Here is a 25619-nt window from a genome sequence, read left to right as displayed (position 1 = left end):
CCGGACCCACGCCCGCCGACGGGGATGGCGCGGTGCCGTGTCGCCCGCGCGGGTGGCGTCGAGGGGCGGACGAGCCGGGGCGCGGACGGCTGTGTCGGACCCTCGCCCTACGGTGGCCCCGAGCGAACCGCGCTCGCCGCGCGAGGCCGGCAGGAGGCACCCGTGACCAGACGAGGCTGGGCGCTGCTGGTCGCGATGGGCGTGATCTGGGGCGTGCCGTACCTGCTCATCAAGGTCGCCGTCGAGGAGGTCACGCCGGCCACCGTCGTGCTCGCCCGCACGGGGCTGGGCGCTCTGCTCCTGCTCGCGTTCGTGCCGCGCGCCGGCGGGTTCCGGACGCTGGGGGGCCACTGGTGGCCGCTGGTCATGTTCGCGGCCCTCGAGATCGTCGGGCCGTGGATCCTGCTGTCCAACGCCGAGCGGACGCTCACGAGCTCGACCACCGGGCTGCTCGTCGCGACCGTCCCGATCCTCGCGGTCGTGATCGGCCGGTTCGTGGACGGGCAGGCCGTCGCGCTCGTGCGGTGGGCCGGGCTCGCCGTCGCGCTCGGCGGCGTCGCCCTGCTGCTCGGGCCGGGTGCCGCCGGGGGCGACCCGTGGGCCGTCGCCCAGGTGCTGCTCGCCGCGCTCGGCTACGCGGTCGCCCCGATCGTCGCCGACCGGCGGCTGCGCGACGTGCCACCGATCCCTCTGACGACCGCATGCCTCGGCCTCACGGCCCTCGTCTACCTGCCGGTCGTCGTGCTCGAGGCCCCGCACCCGCGCCCCGAGATCGACGCGCTGCTCGCGCTCGCGCTCCTCGGGGCGGTGTGCACCGCGCTCGCGTTCGTGCTGTTCTTCCGGCTCATCGCCGAGGTGGGCGCGGCCCGCTCGACGCTCGTCGCCTACCTCAACCCCGTGGTCGCGGTCGCGCTCGGGGCACTGGTGCTCGACGAGCCGCTCACGCTCGCCGTCGTCGCCGCGACCGCGCTCATCCTCGTCGGCTCGGCCGCCGCGTCGCGCCGCACGGGCGCCGCGCCCGCACCGACGGGTCTGGCGCACGCGGCGGACGCCCTGTCAGAGGTCGACTCGGAGGTCGGCTCAGAGGTCGACCCCGAGCCCGGGGACCAGGAGCCTGATCAGTCGAAGTCCCAGATCGAGTTCCGGTCGTAGAACGTCAGCACGTAACGGCAGCGCGTGCAGATCAGCAGCGTCTTGACGTGCGTGGTGAAGCCCCACCGCCCGTCGGTGCGCTCCTGCTGCTGCTCGTACTCGGCGTTCTGGCACAGCGGGCACGCGGGGAGGTTCATGGCACGCGACGGTAGCGGCTCGGACCGGCGCGCGGACGCCGTTTCGCGGAGTGAGGCACGCGGGCCGGCTCCCACCGGTCGCGCACGTCACACCGGCGTGGGGACGCCGCGGTCGAGCAGGACCAGGCGGTCGCGGCGACCACCCGCCTCGAACCGGGCCACGAGAGCGTCGAGCGGCTCGACGAAGTGCGCCCAGTCGCTGTGGTGGACGGGGACGACGCGCGCACCGGCGAGCAGGTCCGCCGCGGCGCTCGCGCGACGCGCGTCGAGCGTGAGCGGCTCGTCGCCGAACCGGCCGACGTTCGCGCCGCCGACGAACAGGACCGCGAGACCGATCGTCGGGAACCGGCGCGCCACCTGGTCGACGACGTCGAGCGACGCGTTGTCGCCGGACACGTAGACCGTCGGCCGGCCGGCGGCCTCCAGGACGAAGCCCACGACCGGTCCGCTCAGCGGCTCGCTGCCCTCCGGACCGTGCCGCGCGGGCACCGCCGTGACCCGCACGCCGCCGTCGTCACCGAGGTCCAGGTCGACGTGCTCCCACGGCTCGAGCCCGCGCACGCCGGGCACCCGCCCGCCCGCCCCGGTCGTGGACAGGACGGTCGGGACGTCGGCCAGCAGCGCGCGACCGGCGACGTCCAGGTTGTCGGCGTGCTCGTCGTGCGACAGGAGCACGACGTCGACCGGCCCGAGCTCGGCCGGGGTGAGCGCCGGGCCGACGAGCTTGTGCAGGACGACGCGGCCCGGGTACTGCGCGGGAGCCGGGTCGAACGTGGGGTCGGTGAGCAGGGTCGCGCCCGCGTAGCGCAGCAGGAGGGTCGGGCCACCGACCCACGTGACCTCGACCCGACGGTGGGTCGACGCGGTCGGGGCGGCCGCGGGTGTCGGAGCGGGTCGGGTGGTCGGAGCGGGTCGGGTGGTCGGAGCGGGGAAGACGGTCCGTGCGTCCGTGGGTGTGGTCATGGCTCCACCCTCGCGCGCTGCCAGCCGCCCGACGAGTGGCCTGGATGCCACACATCACTAGGATCGGGCCATGACCGTCACCGCACCGCACCGCGTGGCCGTGCTCGCCTTCGGCGGGATGAGCCCGTTCCACCTCGCCGTGCCGAGCGCGGTGTTCGCGTCGGGCGGCGGCACCGCCCCCGAGACGGGGTACGAGGTCGTCGTGTGCGCCGAGCAGCCCGGGCGCATCGCGACGAGCGCCGGCTACGACGTCGTCGTCGACCACGGGCTCGAGCAGCTCACGGACGCGGACACCGTCGTCCTGCCGAGCTGGGACCCGGCGCGCGACCCGAGCCCCGCCCTCGTCGCGGCGGTCCGCTGCGCGCACGTCCGCGGCGCGCGGGTCGTCGGGCTGTGCCTCGGCGCCTACCTCGTGGCCGCGAGCGGGATCGCCGACGGCCGCACCGTGGCGACCCATTGGCACGCCGCACCGGACCTCGCCCGCCGCTTCCCCGCCGTGACCGTCCGCTCCGACATCCTGTGGAGCGACCTGGGCGACGTCGTGACGTCGGCGGGCGTGGCCGCCGCGCTGGACACGTGCCTGCACGTCGTGCGGACCGACCACGGCGTCGCGCTCGCCGACGCCGTCGCGCGGGCCCTCGTGCTCGCACCCCACCGCGACGGCACGCAGACGCAGTTCATCCCCGCGCCCGTCTCACGCCACCCGGGCGAGGACCCCGTCGACCGCGCGATCGACTGGGCGCTCGACCGGCTCGACGAGCCGATCGACCTCGACACGTGGTCGCGACAGGTCCACGTCGCGCGCCGGACGTTCACGCGCCGGTTCCGCGACCGCACGGGTGTCAGCCCCGGCCTCTGGCTCGTGCAGCAGCGCCTCGCGCGCGCCCGGGCGCTGCTCGAGACCACGGAGCTCACCGTCGACGAGGTCGCGCGGCGCGCCGGGTTCGGCTCCGCGGCGACGCTGCGCCTGCACTTCACCGAGCACCTGCGCACCACGCCGCGCCGGCACCGCGAGGCGTTCCGCCGCACGGAGCCGACGACCGTGCCCTGACGCGAGCCGCCGCTGCACCTGCGGTCGGCCTGCCGCCGAGCGTCAGGCCTCGTACCGTCGGTCGGCCTGCCGCTGCGCTCCGCTACGGCCGCCGACCGCTGACGCGGTCGTCGACCTCCGCTGCGCTCCGCGTCAGGCCTCCACCACCACGGGGATGATCATCGGACGCCGGCGCAGGCGGCTCGAGACCCAGCGGCCGACCACGCGGCGCATGATCTGCTGCAGCTGGTGCGTGTCGGTCGCACCCTGCGCGATCGCCTCCTCGAGCGTCCGCGTGAGCTCCGGGAGGATGTCCTCGAAGACGTCGTCCTGCTCGGCGAACCCGCGCGCGTGGATCTGCGGACCCGCGAGCACCTTGCCGTCCGCGGACGACACCACGGCGAAGATCGAGATGAACCCCTCGTCGCCGAGGATCCGGCGGTCCTTGAGCTCGGCCTCGGTGATGCCGCCGACGCTCGACCCATCGACGTACACGTACCCGCACGGCACGGCGCCGACCACCGACGCGCGCCCGTCGACCAGGTCGACGACCACCCCGTCCTCGGCGAGCACCACGCGGTCGGCGGGCACGCCGGTCTGCACGGCGAGCGCGCCGTTCGCGACGAGGTGGCGCACCTCGCCGTGCACGGGCATGACGTTGCGCGGCCGCAGGATGTTGTAGCAGTACAGGAGCTCGCCCGCGGACGCGTGCCCGGACACGTGCACCTTCGCGTTGCCGGAGTGCACGACGCGCGCACCGAGGCGCGTGAGCCCGTTGATGACGCGGAACACCGCGTTCTCGTTGCCGGGGATCAGCGACGACGCGAGGATCACGGTGTCCCCCGCGCCGACCGAGATCTTGTGGTCGTTGTTCGCCATGCGCGACAGCGCGGCCATGGGCTCGCCCTGCGACCCCGTGCACATGAGGACGACCTCGTCGTCGGGCAGGTCGTCGACGCCCTTGAGGTCGACGAGCACACCGTCGGGCACCTTGAGGTAGCCGAGGTCGGCGGCGATCGCCATGTTGCGGACCATCGAGCGGCCGACGAGGGCCACGCGCCGCCCGTGCGCGGCGGCGGCGTCGAGGACCTGCTGCACGCGGTGCACGTGCGAGGCGAAGGACGCGACGATGATGCGCTTGCTCGACTCGGCGAACACGCCGTCGAGCACGGGGCCGATGCCGCGCTCCGGCGCGACGAAGCCCGGCACCTCGGCGTTGGTCGAGTCGACCATGAACAGGTCGACTCCCTTCTCGCCGAGCCGCGCGAACGCGCGCAGGTCGGTGATCCGCCCGTCGAGCGGGAGCTGGTCCATCTTGAAGTCGCCCGTGTGCAGGACGGTCCCGGCGGGGGTGGTGACCGCGACGGCGAGCGCGTCCGGGATGGAGTGGTTGACCGCGACGAACTCGCAGTCGAACACACCGAGCTGCTCGACCTGACCCTCGCGCACCGCGAGCGTCAGCGGCGTGATGCGGTGCTCCTTGAGCTTGGCCTCGACGAACGCGAGCGTGAGCTGCGAGCCGACGAGCGGGATGTCCGAGCGCAGGCGCAGCAGGTAGGGCACGGCACCGATGTGGTCCTCGTGACCGTGCGTGAGCACGATCGCCTCGATGTCGTCGAGCCGGTCCCGGATGTAGTCGAAGTCCGGCAGGATCAGGTCGACGCCGGGCTGGTGGTCCTCGGGGAACAGCACGCCGCAGTCGACGACGAGCAGGCGCCCGCCGAACTCCAGCACGGCCATGTTCCGGCCGACCTCGCCGAGCCCGCCGAGCGCGACGACGCGCAGGCCCCCCTCGGGGAGCGGGGGCGGCGGGGTCAGCTCGGGGTGGGGGTGGCTCAAGACTTCTCCTGCGACGGGCGGGGCGACCGGTGCGCGCTCCCGCGGGGGTGGCCCGACGGTGCGGGCCCGGTGGTCAGGTGAGGGCGGCGTCGAGCAGCCCGGCGGCGCGCAGCGCGTCGCGGATGGCGTCGACCTCGTCGTCGGTCGCGGGCACGTACGGCAGGCGCACGGTGCGACGCGGGATCATGCCGAGGATCTCGAGCGCGGCCTTGACGTGCACGGCCTGGAAGCCCGCGCCGTTGACCGCGTCGGTCACGGGCAGCGTCGCGGCGTACGCGCGCTGCGTGCCTGCGACGTCGCCGCGGTCCCAGGCGTCGAGCAGCTCGCGGAACATCGCGCTCGCCGCCTGGGTGACGACGCCGACGACGCCGACCGCGCCGACCGCGAGGAACTGCGCGACGAGGCCGTCGTCCCCCGAGTACCAGGCGAGCCCGGTGCGGGCGATCCGGCGGGCGGCGTTCACGGTGTCACCGGTCGCGTCCTTGAACGCGACCACGCGCTCGTCGGCCGCGAGCGTGTCGATCGTGGCGTCCGCGAGGCGCACGCCGGCACGACCGGGGACGTCGTACAGCATCGTGGGCAGGTCGCTCGCGTCGAGCACGGCGCGCACGTGCGCGACGATGCCCGGCTGCGACGGCCGGGAGTAGTACGGGCTCACGACGAGCAGCGCGTGCGCACCGGCCTCGGCGGCCTGCTCGGCCATCCGCACCGCGTGCAGCGTGTCGTTGGAGCCCGCGCCGGCGACGACGTACGCGCGGTCGCCGACCGCCTCGACGACCGCGGCGATGAGCTCGGCCTTCTCGGGCGCGTGCGTCGTCGGCGCCTCGCCCGTCGTGCCGTTGAGCACGAGGCCGTCGTGGCCGGCGTCGACGAGGCGGCGCGCGAGCCGGACCGCGGCGTCGAGGTCGACCTCGCCGTCCGGGGTGAAGGGTGTCACCATCGCGGAGAGCAACGACCCGAACGGGCGGGAGCTCGACGTCACCTGCGGCATGGCGCCCACCGTACCGCGCACGACCCGACCCGACCGCGCGCTATTCACGCTCCGAGCGGGACCCCGGTCCCGCGGACCGCCGCGGCGGGCTCAGGCCGGCGCGCGGAGGTACGTCTCGAACCGGTAGCGGACGCCCGACGACGACGTCGACCAGCCGACCGCCGGCTCCGCGTGCTCCCGCCGCCACTGCTGCGGCGCGAGCCGGGGCGCGTGCGTGTCGCCCGCGACCACCACGTCCAGCACGGTGGCCTCGACCCGGTGAGCGTGCGGCAGGGCGAGCGCGTACACCGCTCCCCCGCCCACGACCCAGACCTGCTCGCCGCCGGGCGCGTCGGCCGCCGCCGCGAGCGCGGCCGCCAGGTCGTGCACGACGATCGCGCCCTCGAGCTCGAGGCCCGCCTGCCGCGTCAGCACCACGTTCGTCCGGCCCGGCAGCGGTCGCCAGCGCGGCGGGAGCGAGTCCCACGTCGCGCGGCCCATCACCACGGGGTGCCCGGCGGTGAGCGCCTTGAACCGGGCGAGGTCCTCGGGCACGTGCCACGGGAGCGCGCCGTCGGCGCCGATGACCCCCGCGACGGACTGCGCCCACACGAGCGCGACCTCGCTCATACGGCGATCGGCGCCTTGATCGTCGGGTGGTGCTGGTAGCCGACGACCTCGACGTCCTCGTAGGAGTAGTCGAAGATCGACGCGGCCTTGCGCAGCCGCAGCGTCGGCGCGGGGTACGGCTCGCGGGTCAGCTGCTCGCGCACCTGCTCGACGTGGTTGTCGTAGACGTGGCAGTCGCCGCCCGTCCACACGAAGTCGCCGACCTCGAGGCCGACCTGCTGGGCGACCATGTGGGTGAGCAGCGCGTAGGAGGCGATGTTGAACGGCACCCCGAGGAACAGGTCCGCCGACCGCTGGTAGAGCTGGCAGGACAGCCGACCGTCCGCGACGTAGAACTGGAACAGCGCGTGGCACGGCATGAGCGCCATCTGCGGCAGGTCGGCGACGTTCCACGCCGAGACGACGTGCCGCCGCGAGTCCGGGTTCGCCCGCAGGTTCTCGACGACCTGCGCGACCTGGTCCACGTGACCGCCGTCGGGCGTCGGCCAGGACCGCCACTGCACGCCGTACACGGGCCCGAGCTCGCCGTCCTCGTCGGCCCACTCGTCCCAGATCCTGACGCCGCGCTCCTGCAGCCAGCGCACGTTCGAGTCGCCGCGCAGGAACCACAGCAGCTCGAGCACGACCGACTTCAGGTGCACGCGCTTCGTCGTGACCAGCGGGAACCCGGCGGACAGGTCGAACCGCATCTGGTGCCCGAACACCGACCGCGTGCCCGTCCCGGTGCGGTCCGCCTTCGGCGTACCGGTCTCGAGGACCAGCCGCAGCAGGTCCTCGTAGGGGGTGGGGATCGCGGACGGCTGCGTCATGCGCGTCATCGTACGTTCGCGCCGCGCCACGCGGGCGAACCGTCCGGCCGTGGCGCGCGGCGCGTGTGCGACCCTGTGCGCGTGACGGACGCGGAGCGGGACGAGGTGCGCGCGGCCGTCCGGCAGGCGGTCTCGGTGTCGTTCGCGACCGGCCTGTACGGCGTCTCGTTCGGGGCGCTGTCGGTCGCCGCGGGGCTCGACCTCGCGCAGACGATGGCGCTGTCGCTGCTCATGTTCTCCGGCGGGTCGCAGTTCGCGTTCATCGGCGTGGTCGCCTCGGGCGGCACGGCGACCGCGGCCGTCGCGACCGCGGGGCTGCTCGGCGTGCGCAACGGCCTGTACGGCCCGCAGGTGGCTCCCCTGCTCGGCGCGCACGGGTGGCGCCGGCCGCTCGCCGCGCAGCTCACGATCGACGAGTCGACCGCGGTCGGCACCGCGCACCCGCCGGGGCGGGCGGCGCGCGCCGGGTTCTGGTGGACGGGCGTCGGCGTGTTCGTGCTGTGGAACCTGTTCACGCTCGGCGGCGCGCTGCTCGGCGACGCGCTCGGCGACCCGCGCCGCTACGGCCTGGACGCCGCCGCGGCCGCGGCGTTCCTCGCGCTCGTCTGGCCGCGCCTCTCCGGGCCGCACGCGCGCCTCGCGCGGCTCGTCGGCGGCGCCGCGGTCGTCGCCGCGCTGGCGACCACACCTGTGCTGCCCGCGGGCGTCCCCGTGCTGCTGGCCGCCGCGATCGCGATCGTCGTCGGCATGCTGGCGCCCGCGGCGCCCGAGCCTCACCGCGACGAGGCACGCTCGGCCGATCCCGCCGACGAAGGAGGTCGCCGGTGAGCCCCACCGTCACCTGGGTCGCGGTGCTCGTCGGCGCCGCCGTCGTGTTCGCGATCAAGCTCGTCGGGCACCTGGTACCCGAGCACTGGCTCGCCGAGCCGCGCGTCGCCCGCACCGCGTCGCTCGTGACCGTCGCGCTGCTGTCCGCGCTCGTCGCGGTCCAGGCCGTCGCCCAGGGGCAGGCGCTCGTCGCGGACGCCCGCCTGCCCGCGCTCGCCGTCGCGGCGGTCGCGCTCGCGCTGCGCGCGCCGTTCGTCGTCGTGGTGGTGCTCGCCGCCGCGACGGCCGCCGGCCTGCGTGCGCTCGGCATGTCCTGACCCGACCCGGCCACGCCGCTCGCCGCGGCACCTGCGCGACGCCCGGCGCGTTGTACCCTCGCCCGACGACGAGGCCGCGCACGCGGCCCCCGCCCACCGGAGGACCGATGGCCCAGGCCACCACCACGCCGACGAACCCGTCCGGCGTCGAGACCGTGCAGCGCTCCGCGGTCGGCACGCTGATCTTCGCCTCGCGCTGGCTGCAGCTGCCGCTGTACCTGGGCCTGATCGTCGCGCAGGCGTTCTACGTGTGGCAGTTCATGCAGGAGCTGTGGCACCTCGGGGTCGGGCTGTTCACCGGCGAGGTCGAGCACGTCGACGGGCACGGCGAGGTGCACGTCGAGGCGTTCACGAGCGGCGACATGATCATCGCCGTCCTGGGCCTCGTCGACGTCGTGATGATCGCGAACCTGCTCATCATGGTGATCATCGGCGGGTACGAGACGTTCGTGTCGCGCATCCGGCTCGACGACCACCCCGACCAGCCCGAATGGCTCTCGCACGTCAACGCGAACGTCCTGAAGACGAAGCTCGCGATGTCGATCATCGGCATCTCCTCGATCCACCTGCTCGCGAGCTTCATCGAGGCCGAGGCGACCATCGAGGCGACGGGCTACCAGCCGCTGCTGTGGCAGACGCTCATCCACCTCGCGTTCATCGTGTCCGCGATGGCGCTCGCGTGGATCGACCGCATCTCGACCAAGCACCCGCCGAAGCCGGTGCCGTCGGCGCCCGTCGTCGCGCACGCGGACGCGGACGCGTCGTGACCCTGTTCCGCGAGACCGCCGACGTCTCGGTCCGGCCCGCCGTCGCGGGCGACGAGTCCGCGATCGTCGACATCCAGGTCGGGGCGTGGCGCGGTGCGCACGGCGACCTGCTCGCCGGCGCGCTCGACGTGCTCGACCTCGACGCCATGCGGGCGCAGTGGGCCGCAGCCGTGACCACGCCGCCCGCCGGGCACCGCGTGCTCGTCGCGTGCGCGGGTGCCACGGTCGTCGGCTTCGCGTCCGTGGCGCCCGTGCCGGCCACGCGCGCCGGTGACGCGCCCGGCGGTCTGCTCCTCGCGCTCGAGGTGGACCCCGCGCACCAGCGTGCGGGGCACGGCTCGCGGCTGCTCGCGGCCGCCGTCGACCTGCTGCGCGAGGACGGCGCCGACCAGGTCCAGACGTGGGTCCTCGACGGCGACTCGGCGCGGGCGCAGTTCCTCTCGGGTGCGGGCCTCGGGCCCGACGACACCGTGCGCGAGCTCGCCTCCGACACGCTCCCGGACGGGACGACGCGCACGGTCCGCGAGCACCGGTGGTGGGCGACGATCTGACGTCACCCGTCGCCCGTCACCCGTCGCCCGTCACCCGTCGACCGTCACCCGTCGACCCGCGCGCCGGGGTCTCGTCAGGACGCGGTGCGACCCCGGAACAGCCGGCGGGCGTGCGCGAGCGACTCACGCGCCCGGCGCCGGTCACCCGCGGCGTCGTACGCGAACGCCAGGTGGTACCACGAGCGCCAGTCGTCCGGTGCGGCCTCGCACCGTTCGCGGACGTCGTCGAACGCCTCCCGGGCCGCCGCACGGTCCACGCGGCCGCCGGGCGAGCGTGGCAGGTCGTCGACCGGGAGCTCGTCGGCGTCCGCGAGCCGGTCGGCCATGCGCTGCACGTCGATCGCGAGGCTCCACTCGCGCGCGACGAGCCACACGGCCAGCACCGGCAGCACCCACATCGCGACCCCGAGCCCGATCGCGATCGGCTCGCCCGTGCGGACCAGCGAGGTCGCGCGCGACGCGACGAGCAGGACGTACAGCGCGAGCAGCGCGGTGAGCGCGACCGCACCCGCGATCGCGACGACCGCCGACCGGCGGCGAGGGGCGGCCACCGCTCAGCCCAGGTCGAGCAGGTGCTCGAGCCCGACCGTCAGACCCGGGCGCGAGCCCACCTGACGCACGCCCAGCAGGACGCCCGGCATGAAGCTCACGCGGTCGAACGAGTCGTGCCGGATCGTGAGCTGCTCGCCGGGATTGCCGAGCAGCACCTCCTCGTGCGCGGTCAGGCCGCGCAGGCGCACCGCGTGGACGTGCACGCCGTCGACCACCGCCCCGCGCGCGCCGTCGAGCGACTGCTCGGTCGCGTCGGGACCGGCCGCGACCCCCGCGGCCCGGCGCGCGGCGGCGATCGCGTGCACGGTGTGCAGCGCGGTGCCCGAGGGCGCGTCGACCTTGTCCGGGTGGTGCAGCTCGACGACCTCGACCGACTCGAACCAGCGGGCGGCGCGGGCCGCGAACGCCATCGTGAGCACCGCGCCCAGCGCGAAGTTCGGGGCGATCAGCACGCCGACGCCCGGGCGGTCCGCGAGGTGGTCGGCCACGCGCGCACGGGACGCGTCGTCCCAGCCCGTCGTGCCCACGACGGCGTGCACGCCCGCGTCGACGAGCGCGTGGACGTTGCCCTCGGTCACGGACGGCACCGTGAAGTCCACCGCGACCTGCGCGCCCGCGTCCGTGACCTTGGCGAGGTCGTCGCTCGCGTCGAGCGCCGCGACGAGCTCCAGGTCGGGCGCGGCCTCGACCGCGCGCACCGTCGTCGACCCCATGCGTCCCGCCGCCCCGAGCACGGCGACCCTGATCCGTTCGCTCACGGTCAGCCACCCTATCCGTCGCGCACGGCGGCCCCGGACGCCGGGCGAGCGCGCGCGGCCCGTCGCGCGTCGGCGGACCGGCCGGTGCGCGTCAGTGCGAGGCGATGGTCTCCGTGAGCCGGTCGACCACGCGCCGCAGCTCCGCAGGCCCGAGCCCCGTCGTCCGCTCGACCTCCCGCGGCACGGGCCCGCTCTCCTCGTACCACCGCAGAGCGGACACCACGTCCCGCGGCGCGACCGGCCCGGGACCCGTCGCCTGCCGCACGAAGCCCGCGAACCGCACCGCCGCCAGGTACGCCGACGGCTCGACGCCCACGAGCCGCACGCACCAGCGGTGCAGGTCGCTCACGGTCACGCCCTGCGCGCGCGCCAGGTCCGCCGCGGAGACGAGCCCGCGCGTGCGGTCCACCTCCGCGACGACCTCCGCCATCGCGGTGACGCCGGTGGGCCGGTCCCGCGTGCGCGAGCGCGCCACGAGCGCCGCGACGAGCACGCGCGCCGCGTCCTCGTCGTCGCCGTGCGCGAGCGCGTCGCGCGCGAGCACCACGTCGGCTTCGTCGACGACCGACGCGAGCGGGGCCGCGTGGTCGACGAGCAGGTCGTGCGGGCGCAGCAGGGCGAGGGCGAGCGGGTGCAGCTGCAGGCCGAGGCGCGTGGCCGGTCCCGCCTGCTCGCGCACCACCGCGCGCGACGAGAATCCACGTACGCCGCTGTCGTCGTCCGCCCGATCGCCCGTGAGGACGTCCGTGCGCGCGCCGGGCGTGCCGACGACGAGCTGGACGAGCCCGCGACCGTCGGGCAGCAGCACCTCGCGCTCGCCCCCGTCGTCGCGCAGCACCCACGCGTGCTCGACGAGCAGCGGGGCGGACGCCTCGATCCAGCGGTACCCGGTCACAGGCCCATCATGGCGCTCCGGAGCGCCCGACGTGCCGGGACGGTGCGAGGAACAGGCCTGGACGCACCGCTCGCGCGGGTCAGTCCCCGAACGGTCCGACCCGCACCACGGACCGGGGCCGCGACGCGAGCTCGGCGGCGAGCTCCTGCACGTCCTGGGCGGTCACGGCCCGCACCCGCTCGAGCGACTCGTCGATCGACAGCAGCGCGCCGTGCACGAGCTCGGCCTTGCCGAGCCGGCTCATGCGCGACCCGGTGTCCTCCATGCCGAGCACGAGGCCGCCCGACAGCTGCCCGATCGAGCGCTCGAGCTCCGCGGGGGTGATGGGCGCCTGCGCGAGCCGCTCCCACTCCGCGACCATGAGCGCGACGACCTCGTCGACCTTCGCGGGCGTGCAGCCCGCGTACAGGCCGAACACGCCCGTGTCGGCGTGGCCCGACGCGAACGAGTACGTCGAGTACGCCAGCCCGCGCTTCTCGCGGACCTCCTGGAACAGGCGCGAGGACATGCCGCCGCCCAGGACCGCGTTGAGGACCGACAGCGTGAAGCGCCGGTCGTCGGTCGCGGTCAGCGACGTGCAGCCGACGATGACGTTGGCCTGCTCGGTGTGCCGGCGCACGGAGCGCTCGAGCCCGACGATCGGCAGGCCCTGCTCCCCCGCGCCCAGCTCGCGCGGCACCTCGCGGCGGCCCGTGGGGCTCGCGTCGTCGGCGAGGTCCCAGCCACCCGCGGCGAGCGCGTCGGCGACCTGCTCGCACAGCGTGTCGTGGTCGACCCCGCCCGCCGCGCTCACGACGAGCGTCTGGGGCCGGTAGTGCCAGCGGTAGTGCTCCCACACGGCGTCGCGCGGGACCTCGCGGATGGTCTCGGGCGTCCCGCCGATGGGACGTCCCAGCGGGTGCTCACCGAGCACCGCGGTCGCGAACTGCTCGTGCACGACGTCGCTCGGGTCGTCGTCGTTCATCGCGAGCTCTTCGAGGATCACGCCGCGCTCGGTCTCGAGCTCGTCGGTGTCCAGGCGCGCGGACGTGACCATGTCCGCGATGACGTCGACCGCCATCGGCAGGTCCGTGTCGAGCACGCGCGCGTAGTAGCACGTGTGCTCCTTGCCCGTCGCCGCGTTGGCCTCGCCGCCCACCGCGTCGAACGCCTCGGCGATGTCCATCGCCGAGCGGCGAGCGGTCCCCTTGAACAGCAGGTGCTCGAGGAAGTGGGTCGAGCCGAAGTGGCCGGACGTCTCGTCGCGCGAGCCGACGCCGACCCACGCCCCCACCGTCGCCGAGCGGAGCCCGGGCATGTGCTCGGTGAGGACCCGGACCCCGCCGGGCAGGACGGAACGACGCACGTGGGCGTCGCCGTCCTGCCCGGCGGACTGCTCCGCGCCCGGGAGGCCCGGGCGCACGAGCGGGAGGTCGAGCGGCACGTCAGGCGTCGGCCGGGGCGTCGGCCGGGGCCTCGGCCTTGTCCTCGTCGACCACCGCGTGCAGCGACAGCTTGCCGCGCGGGTCGATCTCGCCGATCTCGACCTGGACCTTCTGCCCGATGGACAGCACGTCCTCGACGTTCTCGACGCGCTTGCCGCCGACGAGCTTGCGGATCTGGCTGATGTGCAGCAGACCGTCCTTGCCCGGCGACAGCGAGATGAACGCACCGAACGTCGTCGTCTTCACGACGGTGCCGACGAAGCGCTCGCCGACCTCGGGCATGTGCGGGTTCGCGATCGCGTTGATCGCGGCCCGCGCCGCCTCGGCCGACGGGCCGTCGGTCGCGCCGATGTAGACCGTGCCGTCGTCCTCGATGGAGATGTCGGCGCCGGTCTCCTCCTGGATCTGGTTGATCATCTTGCCCTTCGGGCCGATGACCTCGCCGATCTTGTCGACCGGGACCTTCACCGTGATGACGCGCGGCGCGAACGGGCTCATCTCGTCGGGGACGTCGATCGCCTCGGCGATGACGTCGAGGATCGCGAGGCGCGCCTCCTTGGCCTGCGTCAGCGCGCCGGCCAGGACGCTCGCGGGGATGCCGTCGAGCTTGGTGTCGAGCTGGATCGCGGTGACGAAGTCGCGCGTGCCGGCGACCTTGAAGTCCATGTCACCGAACGCGTCCTCGGCGCCCAGGATGTCCGTCAGCGCGGCGTAGCGGGTCTCCCCGTCGACCGTGTCGGACACCAGGCCCATCGCGATGCCGGCGACCGGCGCGCGCAGCGGCACACCGGCGTTCAGCAGCGAGAGCGTCGAGGCGCAGACGGAGCCCATCGACGTCGAGCCGTTCGAGCCCAGCGCCTCGGAGACCTGACGGATCGCGTAGGGGAACTCCTCGCGGCTCGGCAGCACCGGCATGAGCGCCCGCTCGGCGAGCGCGCCGTGGCCGATCTCGCGGCGCTTCGGCGAGCCGACGCGGCCCGTCTCACCCGTCGAGTAGGGCGGGAAGTTGTAGTTGTGCATGTAGCGCTTGCGCGTCTCCGGGGAGAGCGTGTCGAGCTGCTGCTCCATGCGGAGCATGTTGAGCGTCGTGACGCCGAGGATCTGCGTCTCGCCGCGCTCGAACAGCGCGGAGCCGTGCACGCGCGGCAGCACCTCGACCTCGGCCGAGAGCGTGCGGATGTCGCGCAGGCCGCGGCCGTCGATGCGGAAGCCGTCGGTCAGGATGCGCTGGCGGATGAGCTTCTTCTGCACCGAGCGGTACGCGGCCGAGATCTCCTTCTCGCGCCCCTCGAACGACTCGGCGAGCTCGGCCTGGACCTCGGCCTTGATCTCGTCGAGGCGGCCCTCGCGGGTCTGCTTGTCGGCGATGCTCAGCGCCTCGCCCAGGCGCGCCGTCGCGGCGGTCTCGACCGCGGCGTAGACGTCGTCCTGGTAGTCCGGGAACGTCGGGAAGACCTGGGTCTCCTTGGCGGCCTTCGCGGCGAGCTCGGACTGCGCCTCGACGAGGACCTTGATGAACGGCTTCGCGGCCTCGAGGCCCTGCGCGACGATCTCCTCGGTCGGCGCCTGGCCGCCCTCGTCCTTGATGATGTTCCACGACTTCTCGGGCGCCTCGGCCTCGATCATCGCGATCGCGACGTCGTCGCCGACCACACGACCCGCGACGACCATGTCGAACGTCGCGCGCTCACGCTCGGAGTAGCGCGGGAACGCGACCCACTGGCCGTCGACGAGCGCGATGCGCACGCCGCCGACGGGGCCGGAGAACGGCAGGCCCGACAGCTGCGTCGAGATCGACGCCGCGTTGATCGCGAGCACGTCGTACGCGTCGTCCGGGTGGATCGCCAGGACCGTGATGACGACCTGGACCTCGTTGCGCAGGCCCTTGACGAACAGCGGGCGCAGCGGGCGGTCGACCAGGCGGCAGGCCAGGATCGCCTCGGTCGAGGGACGACCCTCACGGCGGAAGAACGAGCCGGGGATCTTGCCGGCGGCGTACTGCCGCTCCTCGACGTCGATCGTCAGCGGGAAGAAGTCGAACTGCTCCTTGGGGTGCTTGCCGGCCGTCGTGGCCGACAGGAGCATCGTCTCGCCGTCCAGGTACGCGGCGGCGGAGCCGGCGGCCTGCTTGGCGAGCCGGCCGGTCTCGAACCGGACGGTGCGGGTTCCGAAGCGACCGTTGTCGATCACGGCCTCGGCGAACTGGATCTCGGGACCCTCCACGGGTGCCCTCCTCGTCTGTCGAAGGCGCCGGCCGGTCCCGGCGGTCTTCGATCGAGGCCTACGGAGCTCGTGCTCCGGGGGCCACTACCGAGGACCGGACAGGTGGACCGACGCGGTGGTTGGTGCGGTGGTGCGGGTGGTGCGCTGTGGTGGCGGCCGGGTGGACGTCACGCCCACCGGGCTCGCGCGGCACCGCCGACGATCATGCCGGGGGTGCGGCCGGGATGTCGCGCGACGCGCGGACCCGACATGCGGACCAGCCCGGACCCCGCACGGGATCCGGGCTGGTCACGAGGCTCAGCGGCGCAGGCCGAGGCGCTCGATGATCGAGCGGTACCGGTTGATGTCGACCTTCTGCAGGTAGCCGAGAAGGCGACGACGACGACCGACGAGCAGCAGCAGGCCGCGGCGGCTGTGGTGGTCGTGCTTGTGCTCCTTGAGGTGCTCCGTCAGGTCCTTGATGCGCTGCGTCAGGACAGCGATCTGGACCTCGGGGGAACCGGTGTCGCCCTCGTGCGTGGCGTACTCGGTCATGATGGCCTGCTTGGTGGCAGCGTCGAGGGACACGGCTCTCCTTGTGTGAATCGTTGCGCGGTGCGCCGGGGCACATCCACCCGGGCTCTCTGGATCCGCGGCCGTTCTGACGGCTCCCACAGACTACCAGGCCCGGTCGCACCACCGGCCGGGCCGGTCGGCGCACCGTCGGCAGGGGTCAGGCAGTCGGGTCGTAGAGGCGCACGAGGTAGGAGCACGACGACTGGCCCCCGCCGCGGATGCCCGTCACGGTCACGCGGTAGTACGCGACCGCCTTGCCCGTCGGGTGCGCGACGCCGGACACGTCGAAGACCACCGTGTTCGGCCCGTAGCCGGTGGCGACCGGGTGCTTCTTCACCGAGTGCGTCTTGACGACCTTGCCGTCCGTCGTCACACGCTGCACCTTGACCGACGCCTTGTCGAAGCTCACCGCGCCGTTCGACGACGACAGCGACCACCGGCCGTCGGGCTCGATCTGCTGCGGGAACCAGCCGCGCGCGGGCCACTCGATCCACTTCGGCTTGGCGGCGTTCGCCGACGTCCCGAGGCCGAACACCGTCAGGGCGTTGGCGTTGGTCGTCGAGCCGGTCGCGATGTGCGTCGTCGTCGGGTTGAGGATCCAGCGGCGGTGGCCCGCGGCCGTGTTCCCGTCGCCAGGCTCGTCCATGTACGCCGCGATCGCGCGTGAGCCGGTCGCGCCGAGCGCGAGGTTCGACGAGCCGGCGGCCTCCTTCGCGGCGGGCGTCCAGCACTTCGGGAAGTCGCTCTTGCTCGGCGAGTGGGACAGCTTGCGGTTGGCGTCCATGAGCAGGGCCGCCTTCTGCGCCTTGCCGCTCGCCGTCGTGTCCAGCTTCACCGTCGAGAGCTGGACGAGCAGGCGCATCGAGTTGACCATGCGCAGCGTGGCCGCGCGCGACGCGTCGGACTCCCGCCCCATCGAGCACTTCGAGACGCTGCCCGACCACGAGACCTTGGTGTCGAGCGCCGGCACGATGCGCGTGCGGTAGAGGTTCGTGACCCAGGCCTTCGTCGGCATGCGGTCGGAGGTGCTGGACGCCGCGACGTCGGTGGCCGCGGCGGTCACGAGCGCGGCGCGCGGCGCGGGCGCCGCGGTGGCGGCGGGCGCGGCGGAGGCCGGAAGTGCACCGGCCGCGAGCAGCGTGGACGAGGCGAGGGCGAGGGCAAGGACGCGCGTGCGGGCTGGGCTCACGCGGCACCTCCAGGACGGCGGCAGACGGTCGGCAGGACGCGGACCCCGGTGCGGGGTCCCGACTCGGCCATCGGCACGTGATGCGGCCGACCTGAGGCTTTCGTCCGAAGATCCGCGTGACCTGCGGCGTCGCCGTCCCGTTGGTCGGGACTGTCGCATTCCTCCGGACCTCGTGCGTGTGACGCGGCTCACCTCGCGGGCGTCAGCCGTCCGCGGCGAGGACCTCGCGGACGCGCTCGACGTCCGCGTGCATCTGCTCGAGCAGCTCGTCGACCGACGAGAACCGCAGCGTGGGGCGCAGGCGCGCCACGAGGTCGACGACGACCTCGTCGTCGTACAGGTCGAGGTCGGTCCGGTCCAGCACGTAGGCCTCGACGCGGCGCTGCACGCCGTCGAACGTCGGGTTCGTGCCGATCGACACCGCGGCGGGCAGCCGCGGGTCGTCGGCCACCGTGCCGTCCGCGCGGCGCGTGCGCCGCAGCCAGCCCGCGTAGACGCCGTCCGCGGGGACCATGCCGTCCGCGTCCTGCGCGAGGTTGGCCGTGGGGAACCCGAGCTCGCGGCCGCGCGCGTCGCCGTGCACGACGAGCCCGCGCAGGCGGTGCGGACGGCCCAGGACCCGCGCCGCCTGCTCGACGTCTCCCGCCGCGAGCGCCTCGCGCACCCACGTCGAGGACCAGCGCCGCGCCGCACCGGCCTCGTCGTCCGGCGTGATGTCGTCGATCACCTCGACGTCGAAGCCGTGCCGGCGCCCGAGCTGGACCATGGTCGCCAGGTCGCCCGAGTTCTGCCAGCCGAACCGCACGTCGCGCCCGACGACCACCGTGCGTGCCCGCAGGCCGTCCACGAGGTAGGTGCGGACGAACTCCTCGGGGCTCTGCCGCGCGAACTCCAGCGAGTACGGAAGCAGCAGCACCGCGTCGAGACCCGTCGCCTCGAGCAGGTCCAGCCGGTCCTCGTCGCCCGTGATCAGCGGCGGCGCGTCGTGGGGTCGGTGCACCTGCAGCGGGTGCGGCGTGAACGTCACCGCGACCGCCGACGAGCCCTGCGCCCGCGCGTCGGCCGCCATGCGCCGCAGGACGCTCGCGTGGCCGCGGTGGACGCCGTCGAAGTTGCCGAGCGTGACGACGGTGGGGCCGAAGTCCGCGGGGACGTCGGCGAGGTCGGACCAGCGATGCACCCGCCGATCATGCCACCGCGTCACGGCCCGCCACCGCACCGTCCCACCGCCGCTCGCACACGGCGACCCCGCCACCGACGCCCCGAGGGGGCCGGTGGCGGGGTCGCCGTGTGGTGCGGTGACGTCACCCGCGGCCGGGACCCGGCTTGGGTGCGGGGACGATCGGACCCGGGCCCTTCGGCGCGGGGCCCTTGGGGCCGGGCAGCACCGTGACCGTCGCGACGTCCGTGACGACCGTGCCGGACGCGTTGCGGAACACCGCGCGGTACCGGGCGCCGTCGGTCGCCGCCGACACGATGACCCGCAGCGTCGTCGTCTTCCCGCCGGGCACGTCGACCCATGCGCCCTTCGCGTTGCGCACCTGCCACTGCACGGTCGGCGCAGGCTTGCCGGCCGCAGCAGCGCTCAGCGCGACCGAGGTGCCCTTCTTCGCCGACACCGACGACGGGTGCTTGGTCACGACCGGCGCGGCCGGGACCCCGCTCACGCCGAGGTCGGCCACGAAGGAGGCGACCCAGGACATCGGGGCGTTCCAGTTGATGGTCAGCTCGTTGACGGACCACGCCTCGATGTCGTCGATGTAGCAGAGCTGCGGGGCGCAGTCGTGACCGGGCGGGTAGATCCGGTTCATGACCGGGTCCCACGTGCTGCTCTGCGAGTTCGGGCCACCCGAGATCGTCCCCGGCGGCGGCGGGACGAGCCACCGGCTGTGCTGGTGCGATGAGAACTTCGTGCCGTACCCCGTGATGTACGAGTTGTTCAGCGCGTTGCGACCCAGCAGGTAGTCCATCGACTCCAGCACCGCGTTCGCGTACTTCGCGTCGCCCGTCAGGTCGTACGCCGTGGCGAGGACGACCTGGTTGTTGAGCACGGACGAGCTCGAGCCCCAGACGTACGAGCCGTCGTCGTTGCCCGGGTACGCGGTGCCGAACGCCTCGGCCCGCTGCCACGCGAGGAGCTTGTCGGCCCCGGCCACGACGGACGCCTGCACGGCCTTGCGGGTCGCCAGCTTGCTCGGCACCGTCGCGAGGTCGAGGCGACCGAGCGCCGCCACGCTCCCCCACGAGAACCCGGAACGCTCCCAGATGTCGCTCGTCGCGACGGGGCTGTTCTGCAGGTCCTTCTCGAAGGCCTTCTCGCCCGTCGTGAGGTAGAGCTCGGCGGCCGCCCAGTAGAACTCGTCGGTCACGTTCGTGTCGTCGTACGGTCCGCCGCCGTTCTGGCCCGCGGACTGCGGCGCGTACAGGTCGGGCACCCGCTTGGCGGCCGCGTACGTGGACCGCGCGACGCTCAGGAGCTGCTGGGCGAACGCCTTGTCGTACTTCTCGAACAGGCGCGCACCCTGCGCGGCCGTGGCGGCCACGTTGAGCGTCGCAGCCGTCGAGGGCCGGTGCAGGCGTCGCTGCTGCGGGTCCTCCGAGGGCAGGAGCCCCAGGCCGGTCCAGCCGACGTCGTGGATCTTGTGGTGCACGAGCCCGTCGAGCGAGCGCTGGTCGGTCGCGGAGACCGTCATGCCGGACTTCGCGGGCACCTGCATCGCGAGGAAGAACTCGAGCTCCCAGCGCGCCTCGTCGAGGACGTCCGGCACGCCGTTGCCGCTCTCGTCGGCCGGCACGTCGAGCGTGCCGTCCGCCAGGGCGCCCTTCGCCGCGTTCTTCGTGTGCAGGGTCCGCTCGTACGTGCTCAGGAGCTGCGCGACCGCGATGCCGCCGTTGACGACGTACTTGCCGTGGTCACCGGCGTCGTACCAGCCGCCGACGACGTCGAGCGAGTAGCCCGTCGGGCAGGTCCACGTGCCGTAGGACCAGCTCGCGCCGTCCTCGGCCGCGGTGAGGCACTTCACGTCGAGATCGCCCTTGTTGACCTCGCCGTCCGGCCCGGACACGTGGCCCGCGGGCCGGTCGTACCGGTCGTCCGGCACGTCGACCGCGATGCCCGAGCGCACCGGGTAGAAGTAGTTCAGCGCGTCGTAGCGCAGCTGGGCGTACAGGTCCGACGCGATCGCGAACGGGTCGCTGCGGTCCTCCCCCACGACGAGCGTGTAGCCGGTGCCGGACTTCTTGTACGACGAGAAGTCGATCGTCTGCACCTCGAGCTGCGACGAGGCGTCGAGCCCGGCGGGCGTCGCCTCACCGGAAGCGACCGTGGTGCCCGACGAGTCCTCGAGCCGCCACGCGAGCGGCTCGGCCGCGTCGCTCACGACCGTCGCGTTCTTCGGCCCGTCCGGCAGGTAGCCGAGCTGGTTGACGCGCACGGGACCGCGCACGTCGGGCTCGTACGGCGGCGGCGGCGTGGCGACCTTCTTGAGCGACAGGCTCGTGATGCAGAACGTGAACGCGCCGCGGTCACCCATCTGCAGCGCGACCTGCCCGACGCCGACCGCCGGGTCGTCGGACTCGGCCGGGAAAGACACGGGCGAGGTGAACGCGAGCACGTGCTCGGTCAGCTCGGTCGACAGCGGCGTGTTGTCGGCGAAGGCCGCGCGCCACGGCTCGGCGTTCTCGCCGACGATCGTGCGGATCGTCGCGGCGTTGCTCGAGCTGGCCGTGAACGTGAGGCGGTAGTTGGAGCCCTCCTCGATCGGCAGGCCGTTGAGCACGAGACCCGCGTACTGGTTCGAGTCGGCCGGGACCTCGAAGCACAGCGGCTCGCCCTCACCCGGCTCGGACGTCACGGTCCAGCCGGCCGCGCTCCAGCCCTCGGGCAGCACACCGTCGAAGCTGGTGTCCGGGATCAGCTCCCGGTCGCCGACCAGCTGGAAGTCGTCGAGGCAGAACGTGTAGTCGACGTCCTGCGCCCCGAGCTGGAACGACAGGTTGCCGGACCCGCTGAACTCGGGGGTCCAGGAGAACGAGTACTCCTGCTCCTCGGGTGCCAGGGCGACGGTCGACGACACGTCGTCCGGCCACCCGATGCCCGCCCGCAGGTTGACCGAGACCTCCTCGGTCGCGTGCGCGGTGAACGACACCGTGTAGGTGCCGCCCGCCTCGAACGTCACGTCGTCGTGCTGCGCCGCGACGTCCCACGGGTTCGTCGTGCCGGCGGGCACGACCACGCAGAGCTCGCCGTCGACGACCGAGGACGACGAGTCGCCCCCGTAGCTGTACCAGCCCTGCGTCCCGGACTCGAAGTCGTGCGACGACTCCACGGGGTCGGCGAGGGCGGCGGGCGCGACGACCGTCGCGGTGATCAGGGCTGCGGCGGTGACGCCGGCAGACAGGACAGCCGTGCGTGCACGGCGGCGGGACCAGGAAACCACATCGTCTCCTCGAGGCCGGGCCAGGTGGCCGGGACGGCGCTGCCACGAGAGCCGGACACCACCCTCGATCGTCGCCTCGTGGGACCGTACCGCGCAAACCGGACGCGCGGAACCGGTTCCGAGCAGCCGAACCGGTTCAAGGTGCACGTCAGCGCGCATGTCACCCGGACCGGTGACCTCCGCACGAGTGCCGCGGGCCGGGCCGGTCACGCGGTCGGCGGACGGCTGTCGGCGGGTCAGTCGGCCGGGAGCACCAGCACCGGACGCGCCTTGCCCTCCCGCAGCCGCAGCAACGCGACCAGGCGGCCGGTCGGGCCGATCGCCGCGACGGTCGCCTCCGGGTCGTGGGCGGGCGCCGAGCCGTCGGCGCGCAGGGCCTGCCCGCACCCGAGCGACCGCTCCTCGGCCTCGTCGACCAGGCGCACGGGGAACGTGGCGCGCGCCGCGTCCGCGAGCGCCATGACCTCGACGGGCACGTCGTCGGGGGACGCCGCGAGCTCCTCGAGCGTGCGGGCGTCGTCGAGCGTGTAGCCGCCCACGCGCGTGCGCCGCAGCGCGGTGAGGTGGGCACCGACGCCGAGCGCGGCACCGAGGTCGCGCGCGAGCGCACGCACGTACGTCCCCGACGAGACGACGGTCCGGATGTCGACGTCGAGCACCCGCACGCCGTTCGCCTCGGCCTCGCGCACGTCGTCGACGACGAGCTCGTGGACGGTCACGGGCCGCGCCGCGAGCTCGACGTGCTCGCCCGCCCGGACCCGCGCGTACGCCCGCTCGCCGTCGACCTTGATCGCCGAGACGGCGCTGGGGACCTGCAGGATCTCGCCGGTGAGCGTGCGCGCCACGGCCTCGACCTGCGCGCGCGACACGTGCGCGGCGTCGTCGGCGTGCGTGACCTCGCCCTCGGCGTCCTCGGTCGTCGTCGCGACGCCCAGCCGGACGGTCGCGGTGTACGCCTTGTCCGCGCCGACGACGTAGGTCAGCAGGCGCGTCGCCCGCCCCACGCCGACGACGAGGACGCCGGTCGCCATCGGGTCGAGCGTGCCCGCGTGCCCGACCTTGCGCGTGCCGGCGATGCCCCGCATGCGCGCGACCACGTCGTGGCTCGTCCACCCGGCGGGCTTGTCGACGACGACGAACCCGTCCGCGGCGGTCGGCCTGCGTCGTGGCCGCTCGCCCTGCGCCGCCCGGCGCGCACGGGCCCGCGTCGTCGCGTCGGCCCGGGCGCGGTCCCGCGCGTCGGCCTGGGCAAGGTCCCGCGCGTCGGCCTGGGCGCCGGTCCCGGGGGCGGTCACGCGCCACCCGCGGCCGCGCGGTGGGCGGTCAGAGCGACGCACTCGAGCAGCCCGTCCATGCCGGGGTCCTCGCCCGGGTGGGACTCGGCGTCGGTCGCGACGAGCACGTTGAGCAGCATGCCGAACGCGACGAACTGACGCGCCTCGTCGGGGGTCGCGCCCGTGGCCTCGACGTAGAGCCGGTACGCCTCCCCCAGGCAGTGCCTCGCGGCGCGCCCGACCTGCTCGTCGGCGCTCGCGATGAAGCCGTGCATGAGCAGGCGCAGCAGGTCGCGGTCCTCGATGAGCTCGAGGTACGCACGTCCCATCGCGTCCTTGGGGTCGTCCTCGCGCGCGGCGAGCGTGAGCGTGCTGACGACCCGGTCGGCGGCCTGCTGGTACGCCTCGAGGAACAGGTCCCGCTTGGAGCCGAACAGGCGCACGACGTACGGCTGCGAGACGTCGGCCGCGCGGGCCACCTCGTCCGTGGTCGCGGAGAAGCCGCCCTCGGCGAACACCCGGCGCGCGGCCGCCAGGATCTGCTCGCGACGGGCGTCGCCCGACATCCGGACGGAGCGCCCGGGCTCCGTCGCGCGCTGGTGCGCCTCGCTGATCATGTTGACAGGTTATCAGCCGATGCCTACGGTCGCTCTTGTTAGTAATCACTCAATGCCAACAAGCAGCCCCGGGCAGCAGTCGTCCGGGCGGGACCCAGCAGGGGAGCTTCCGATGACCACGCACCAGACCGACGGGACCCCACCGGGCGCGGCACCCGCGGCCCCGGGCAGAGACGCTCGCCGCGCCGGCGCCGGCACCGGCATCGCGCTCGTCGCGGCGTCGCTGCCGATGTTCATGGCCACCCTCGACAACCTCGTCATGACCACGGCCCTGCCCGTGCTGCGCACCGAGCTGTCGGCGTCGCTGGCGGAGCTGCAGTGGATGGTCAACGCGTACACGCTCGCGTTCGCCTCCCTCATGATCGCGGCCGCGAGCCTCGGCGACCGCCTCGGCCGGCGGCGCGTGTTCGTCGGCGGCATCGTGCTGTTCGCGCTCGCGTCGATCGCGTCCGCGATGTCCACCACGCCCGAGATGCTCATCGCGGCGCGCACCGTGCAGGGCGCGGGCGCCGCGGCCGTCATGCCCCTGTCCCTCACGCTCCTCGCAGCGGCCGTCCCACCCGCGCGGCGCGCGATGGCGATCGGTGTCTGGGGTGCGGTGTCCGGGCTCGGCGTCGCGCTGGGGCCCGTGATCGGCGGCGCGGTCGTCGACGGCATCTCCTGGCAGGCCATCTTCTGGATCAACGTGCCCGTCGCGGTCGTCGCGATCCCCCTCGTGATGCGCGTGCTGCCCGAGTCGTACGGGCGCGCCCAGCGCATCGACGTGCTCGGCCTGATGCTCGCCGGACTCGGCGTCCTGCTGCTCGTGTGGGCCGTCGTGAACGGCAACGACGAGGGCTGGGGCTCGGCCCCGGTCGTCGGCACGACCGTCGTGGGCGTCGGCCTGCTCGCCGCCTTCCTGCGCCGCGAGGCCCGCACCGACCACCCGCTGGTCCCACTGTCCCTGTTCCGCGTGCGCTCGTTCTCGGTCGCGAACGGCAGCGCGTTCCTGTTCTCGGTCGGCGTGTTCGGCACCGTGTTCGTGCTCTCGCAGTACCTGCAGATCGGCATGGGCTACAGCCCGCTGGAGGCGGGCGTGCGGACGCTGCCGTGGACCGCCGCGCCCATGCTCGTCGCACCCGTCGCCGGTCTCCTGGCGCCGCGGCTGGGCGTCCGCCCGCTCCTCGCGTCCGGCCTCGCCCTGCAGGCCGTGGGTCTGGCGTGGCAGGCGGCTGTGGTCGGCGACGCGACCGTGTACGCGGACCTCGTCCCGGGCCTGGCGCTGGCCGGGATCGGCATGGGCCTCACGTTCGCCCCGTCCGCGACCGCGGTCCTCGCGGACATGGCCTCGCCCGACCACGGCACCGCGAGCTCGGTGAACTCGACCATCCGCGAGGTGGGCGGTGCGGTCGGCGTCGCGGTGATCGTGGCCGTGTTCCAGGCTGCCGACGGCACCCTCACCCCGGACGGCTTCGCCCAGGGGCTGCGGCCCGCGGCCTTCGTGGGCGCCGCGGTCGTCGGCCTCGGCGCGGTCGTCGCGGCGTTCATGCCGCGCTCGACGGGCCGCATCACCCCCGACACCCCGCCGCTGTCCACCAACGGCACCGAGGCGGACGCACGGGCGGACGCAGCGGCCGAACCGGCCCTCGCCACCCGCTGAGCCCGGACACACGCCGAGGGCGCCCCGAACGGATCGGGGCGCCCTCGGCGTGTGCATGGAC

General features: G+C 74.0%; 24 protein-coding genes. 7 read left to right on the top strand and 17 right to left on the bottom strand.

All coding sequences use genetic code 11. The features are described 5' to 3' along the window. Positions 1–162: 162 nt before the first annotated feature. A complete protein-coding gene (locus tag F1D97_RS09920) occupies positions 163–1152 on the top strand; it encodes a DMT family transporter (protein WP_236120364.1) in 990 nt (329 codons plus the stop codon). Here the strand turns inward: F1D97_RS09920 and F1D97_RS09915 are convergent. Together F1D97_RS09915 and F1D97_RS09910 are read right to left on the bottom strand one after the other, a co-directional pair. Then, complete coding sequence (locus F1D97_RS09915) at positions 1119–1289, bottom strand: hypothetical protein (protein ID WP_236120363.1); 171 nt, start codon at positions 1287–1289, stop codon at positions 1119–1121. The genes F1D97_RS09920 and F1D97_RS09915 overlap by 34 nt on opposite strands. Before the next feature lie 87 nt (positions 1290–1376). Continuing rightward, positions 1377–2252 (bottom strand): MBL fold metallo-hydrolase, encoded by an 876-nt coding sequence (locus F1D97_RS09910; RefSeq protein WP_236120362.1) that lies wholly within the window; start codon positions 2250–2252, stop codon positions 1377–1379. Between the two features lie 70 nt (positions 2253–2322). Here F1D97_RS09910 and F1D97_RS09905 point away from each other — a divergent pair, with 70 nt between their 5' ends. Further along, positions 2323–3303: a GlxA family transcriptional regulator gene (locus F1D97_RS09905; protein WP_236120361.1), complete on the top strand. Its 981-nt coding sequence runs from the start codon at positions 2323–2325 to the stop codon at positions 3301–3303. A gap of 132 nt (positions 3304–3435) precedes the next feature. On the opposite strand, the gene F1D97_RS09900 is transcribed toward F1D97_RS09905, so the two are convergent. From F1D97_RS09900 to F1D97_RS09885, 4 genes are all read right to left on the bottom strand, one after another. Continuing rightward, positions 3436–5121, bottom strand: a complete 1686-nt coding sequence (locus F1D97_RS09900; protein ID WP_236120360.1) for a ribonuclease J — start codon at positions 5119–5121, stop codon at positions 3436–3438. Positions 5122–5194: 73 nt separating this feature from the next. Continuing rightward, on the bottom strand, positions 5195–6112 hold the full coding sequence (gene dapA / locus F1D97_RS09895; RefSeq protein WP_236120359.1) for a 4-hydroxy-tetrahydrodipicolinate synthase: 918 nt from the start codon (positions 6110–6112) through the stop codon (positions 5195–5197). A gap of 90 nt (positions 6113–6202) precedes the next feature. Continuing rightward, complete coding sequence (locus tag F1D97_RS09890; protein WP_236120358.1) at positions 6203–6721, bottom strand: dihydrofolate reductase; 519 nt, start codon at positions 6719–6721, stop codon at positions 6203–6205. After that, complete coding sequence (locus F1D97_RS09885) at positions 6718–7530, bottom strand: thymidylate synthase (RefSeq protein ID WP_236120357.1); 813 nt, start codon at positions 7528–7530, stop codon at positions 6718–6720. The genes F1D97_RS09890 and F1D97_RS09885 overlap by 4 nt, the downstream gene beginning before the upstream one ends. An 81-nt stretch (positions 7531–7611) precedes the next feature. On the opposite strand from F1D97_RS09885, the gene F1D97_RS09880 reads away from it, so the two are divergent. The 4 genes from F1D97_RS09880 (at position 7612) to F1D97_RS09865 (ending at position 9993) form a co-directional block, all read left to right on the top strand. Next, positions 7612–8358, top strand: a complete 747-nt coding sequence (locus F1D97_RS09880; protein ID WP_236120356.1) for an AzlC family ABC transporter permease — start codon at positions 7612–7614, stop codon at positions 8356–8358. Beyond that, a complete protein-coding gene (locus F1D97_RS09875; RefSeq protein WP_236120355.1) occupies positions 8355–8675 on the top strand; it encodes an AzlD domain-containing protein in 321 nt (106 codons plus the stop codon). Before F1D97_RS09880 ends, F1D97_RS09875 begins: the two co-directional genes overlap by 4 nt. A gap of 107 nt (positions 8676–8782) precedes the next feature. Next, positions 8783–9442, top strand: coding sequence for a TIGR00645 family protein (locus tag F1D97_RS09870; RefSeq protein WP_236120354.1), 660 nt, complete (start codon positions 8783–8785; stop codon positions 9440–9442). After that, positions 9439–9993, top strand: a complete 555-nt coding sequence (locus tag F1D97_RS09865; RefSeq protein ID WP_236120353.1) for a GNAT family N-acetyltransferase — start codon at positions 9439–9441, stop codon at positions 9991–9993. The genes F1D97_RS09870 and F1D97_RS09865 overlap by 4 nt, the downstream gene beginning before the upstream one ends. Before the next feature lie 74 nt (positions 9994–10067). On the opposite strand, the gene F1D97_RS09860 is transcribed toward F1D97_RS09865, so the two are convergent. From F1D97_RS09860 to F1D97_RS09810, 11 genes are all read right to left on the bottom strand, one after another. Further along, the gene (locus F1D97_RS09860; RefSeq protein ID WP_236120352.1) at positions 10068–10544 is read right to left on the bottom strand and encodes a hypothetical protein; all 477 of its coding nucleotides are present in this window, start codon (positions 10542–10544) and stop codon (positions 10068–10070) included. Positions 10545–10547: 3 nt separating this feature from the next. Beyond that, the gene (gene dapB / locus F1D97_RS09855) at positions 10548–11303 is read right to left on the bottom strand and encodes a 4-hydroxy-tetrahydrodipicolinate reductase (RefSeq protein ID WP_236120351.1); all 756 of its coding nucleotides are present in this window, start codon (positions 11301–11303) and stop codon (positions 10548–10550) included. Positions 11304–11394: 91 nt separating this feature from the next. Next, positions 11395–12198 carry a hypothetical protein gene (locus tag F1D97_RS09850; RefSeq protein ID WP_236120350.1) on the bottom strand — a complete coding sequence of 268 codons (804 nt, stop codon included), beginning with the start codon at positions 12196–12198 and terminating at the stop codon, positions 11395–11397. A gap of 79 nt (positions 12199–12277) precedes the next feature. Beyond that, complete coding sequence (locus F1D97_RS09845; protein ID WP_236120349.1) at positions 12278–13621, bottom strand: M16 family metallopeptidase; 1344 nt, start codon at positions 13619–13621, stop codon at positions 12278–12280. A 1-nt stretch (position 13622) separates the two neighbouring features. Beyond that, a complete protein-coding gene (locus F1D97_RS09840; protein WP_236120348.1) occupies positions 13623–15845 on the bottom strand; it encodes a polyribonucleotide nucleotidyltransferase in 2223 nt (740 codons plus the stop codon). Positions 15846–16142: 297 nt separating this feature from the next. Then, complete coding sequence (gene rpsO / locus F1D97_RS09835) at positions 16143–16412, bottom strand: 30S ribosomal protein S15 (RefSeq protein ID WP_094179760.1); 270 nt, start codon at positions 16410–16412, stop codon at positions 16143–16145. Positions 16413–16557: 145 nt separating this feature from the next. Beyond that, complete coding sequence (locus F1D97_RS09830; RefSeq protein ID WP_236120347.1) at positions 16558–17589, bottom strand: CAP domain-containing protein; 1032 nt, start codon at positions 17587–17589, stop codon at positions 16558–16560. A 202-nt stretch (positions 17590–17791) separates the two neighbouring features. Next, positions 17792–18769, bottom strand: coding sequence for a bifunctional riboflavin kinase/FAD synthetase (locus F1D97_RS09825; RefSeq protein WP_236120346.1), 978 nt, complete (start codon positions 18767–18769; stop codon positions 17792–17794). Positions 18770–18893: 124 nt separating this feature from the next. After that, entirely contained in the window at positions 18894–22028 is a 3135-nt protein-coding gene (locus F1D97_RS09820; RefSeq protein WP_236120345.1) for a glycoside hydrolase family 9 protein, read from the bottom strand. Between the two features lie 236 nt (positions 22029–22264). Continuing rightward, positions 22265–23323 (bottom strand): tRNA pseudouridine(55) synthase TruB, encoded by a 1059-nt coding sequence (truB, locus tag F1D97_RS09815; protein WP_236120344.1) that lies wholly within the window; start codon positions 23321–23323, stop codon positions 22265–22267. Further along, a complete protein-coding gene (locus F1D97_RS09810) occupies positions 23320–23919 on the bottom strand; it encodes a TetR/AcrR family transcriptional regulator (RefSeq protein ID WP_236120343.1) in 600 nt (199 codons plus the stop codon). Before F1D97_RS09810 ends, truB begins: the two co-directional genes overlap by 4 nt. A 112-nt stretch (positions 23920–24031) precedes the next feature. Between F1D97_RS09810 and F1D97_RS09805 the strand changes: the two genes are divergently transcribed. After that, a complete protein-coding gene (locus F1D97_RS09805) occupies positions 24032–25558 on the top strand; it encodes an MFS transporter (RefSeq protein ID WP_236120342.1) in 1527 nt (508 codons plus the stop codon). The last annotated feature ends 61 nt before the right edge of the window (positions 25559–25619 follow it).

This window comes from Cellulomonas palmilytica, assembly GCF_021590045.1.
Lineage (GTDB): Bacteria > Actinomycetota > Actinomycetes > Actinomycetales > Cellulomonadaceae > Cellulomonas > Cellulomonas palmilytica.
Note: the sequence above shows the minus strand (reverse complement) of the source record. Positions and strands in the feature narration are given on the sequence as shown.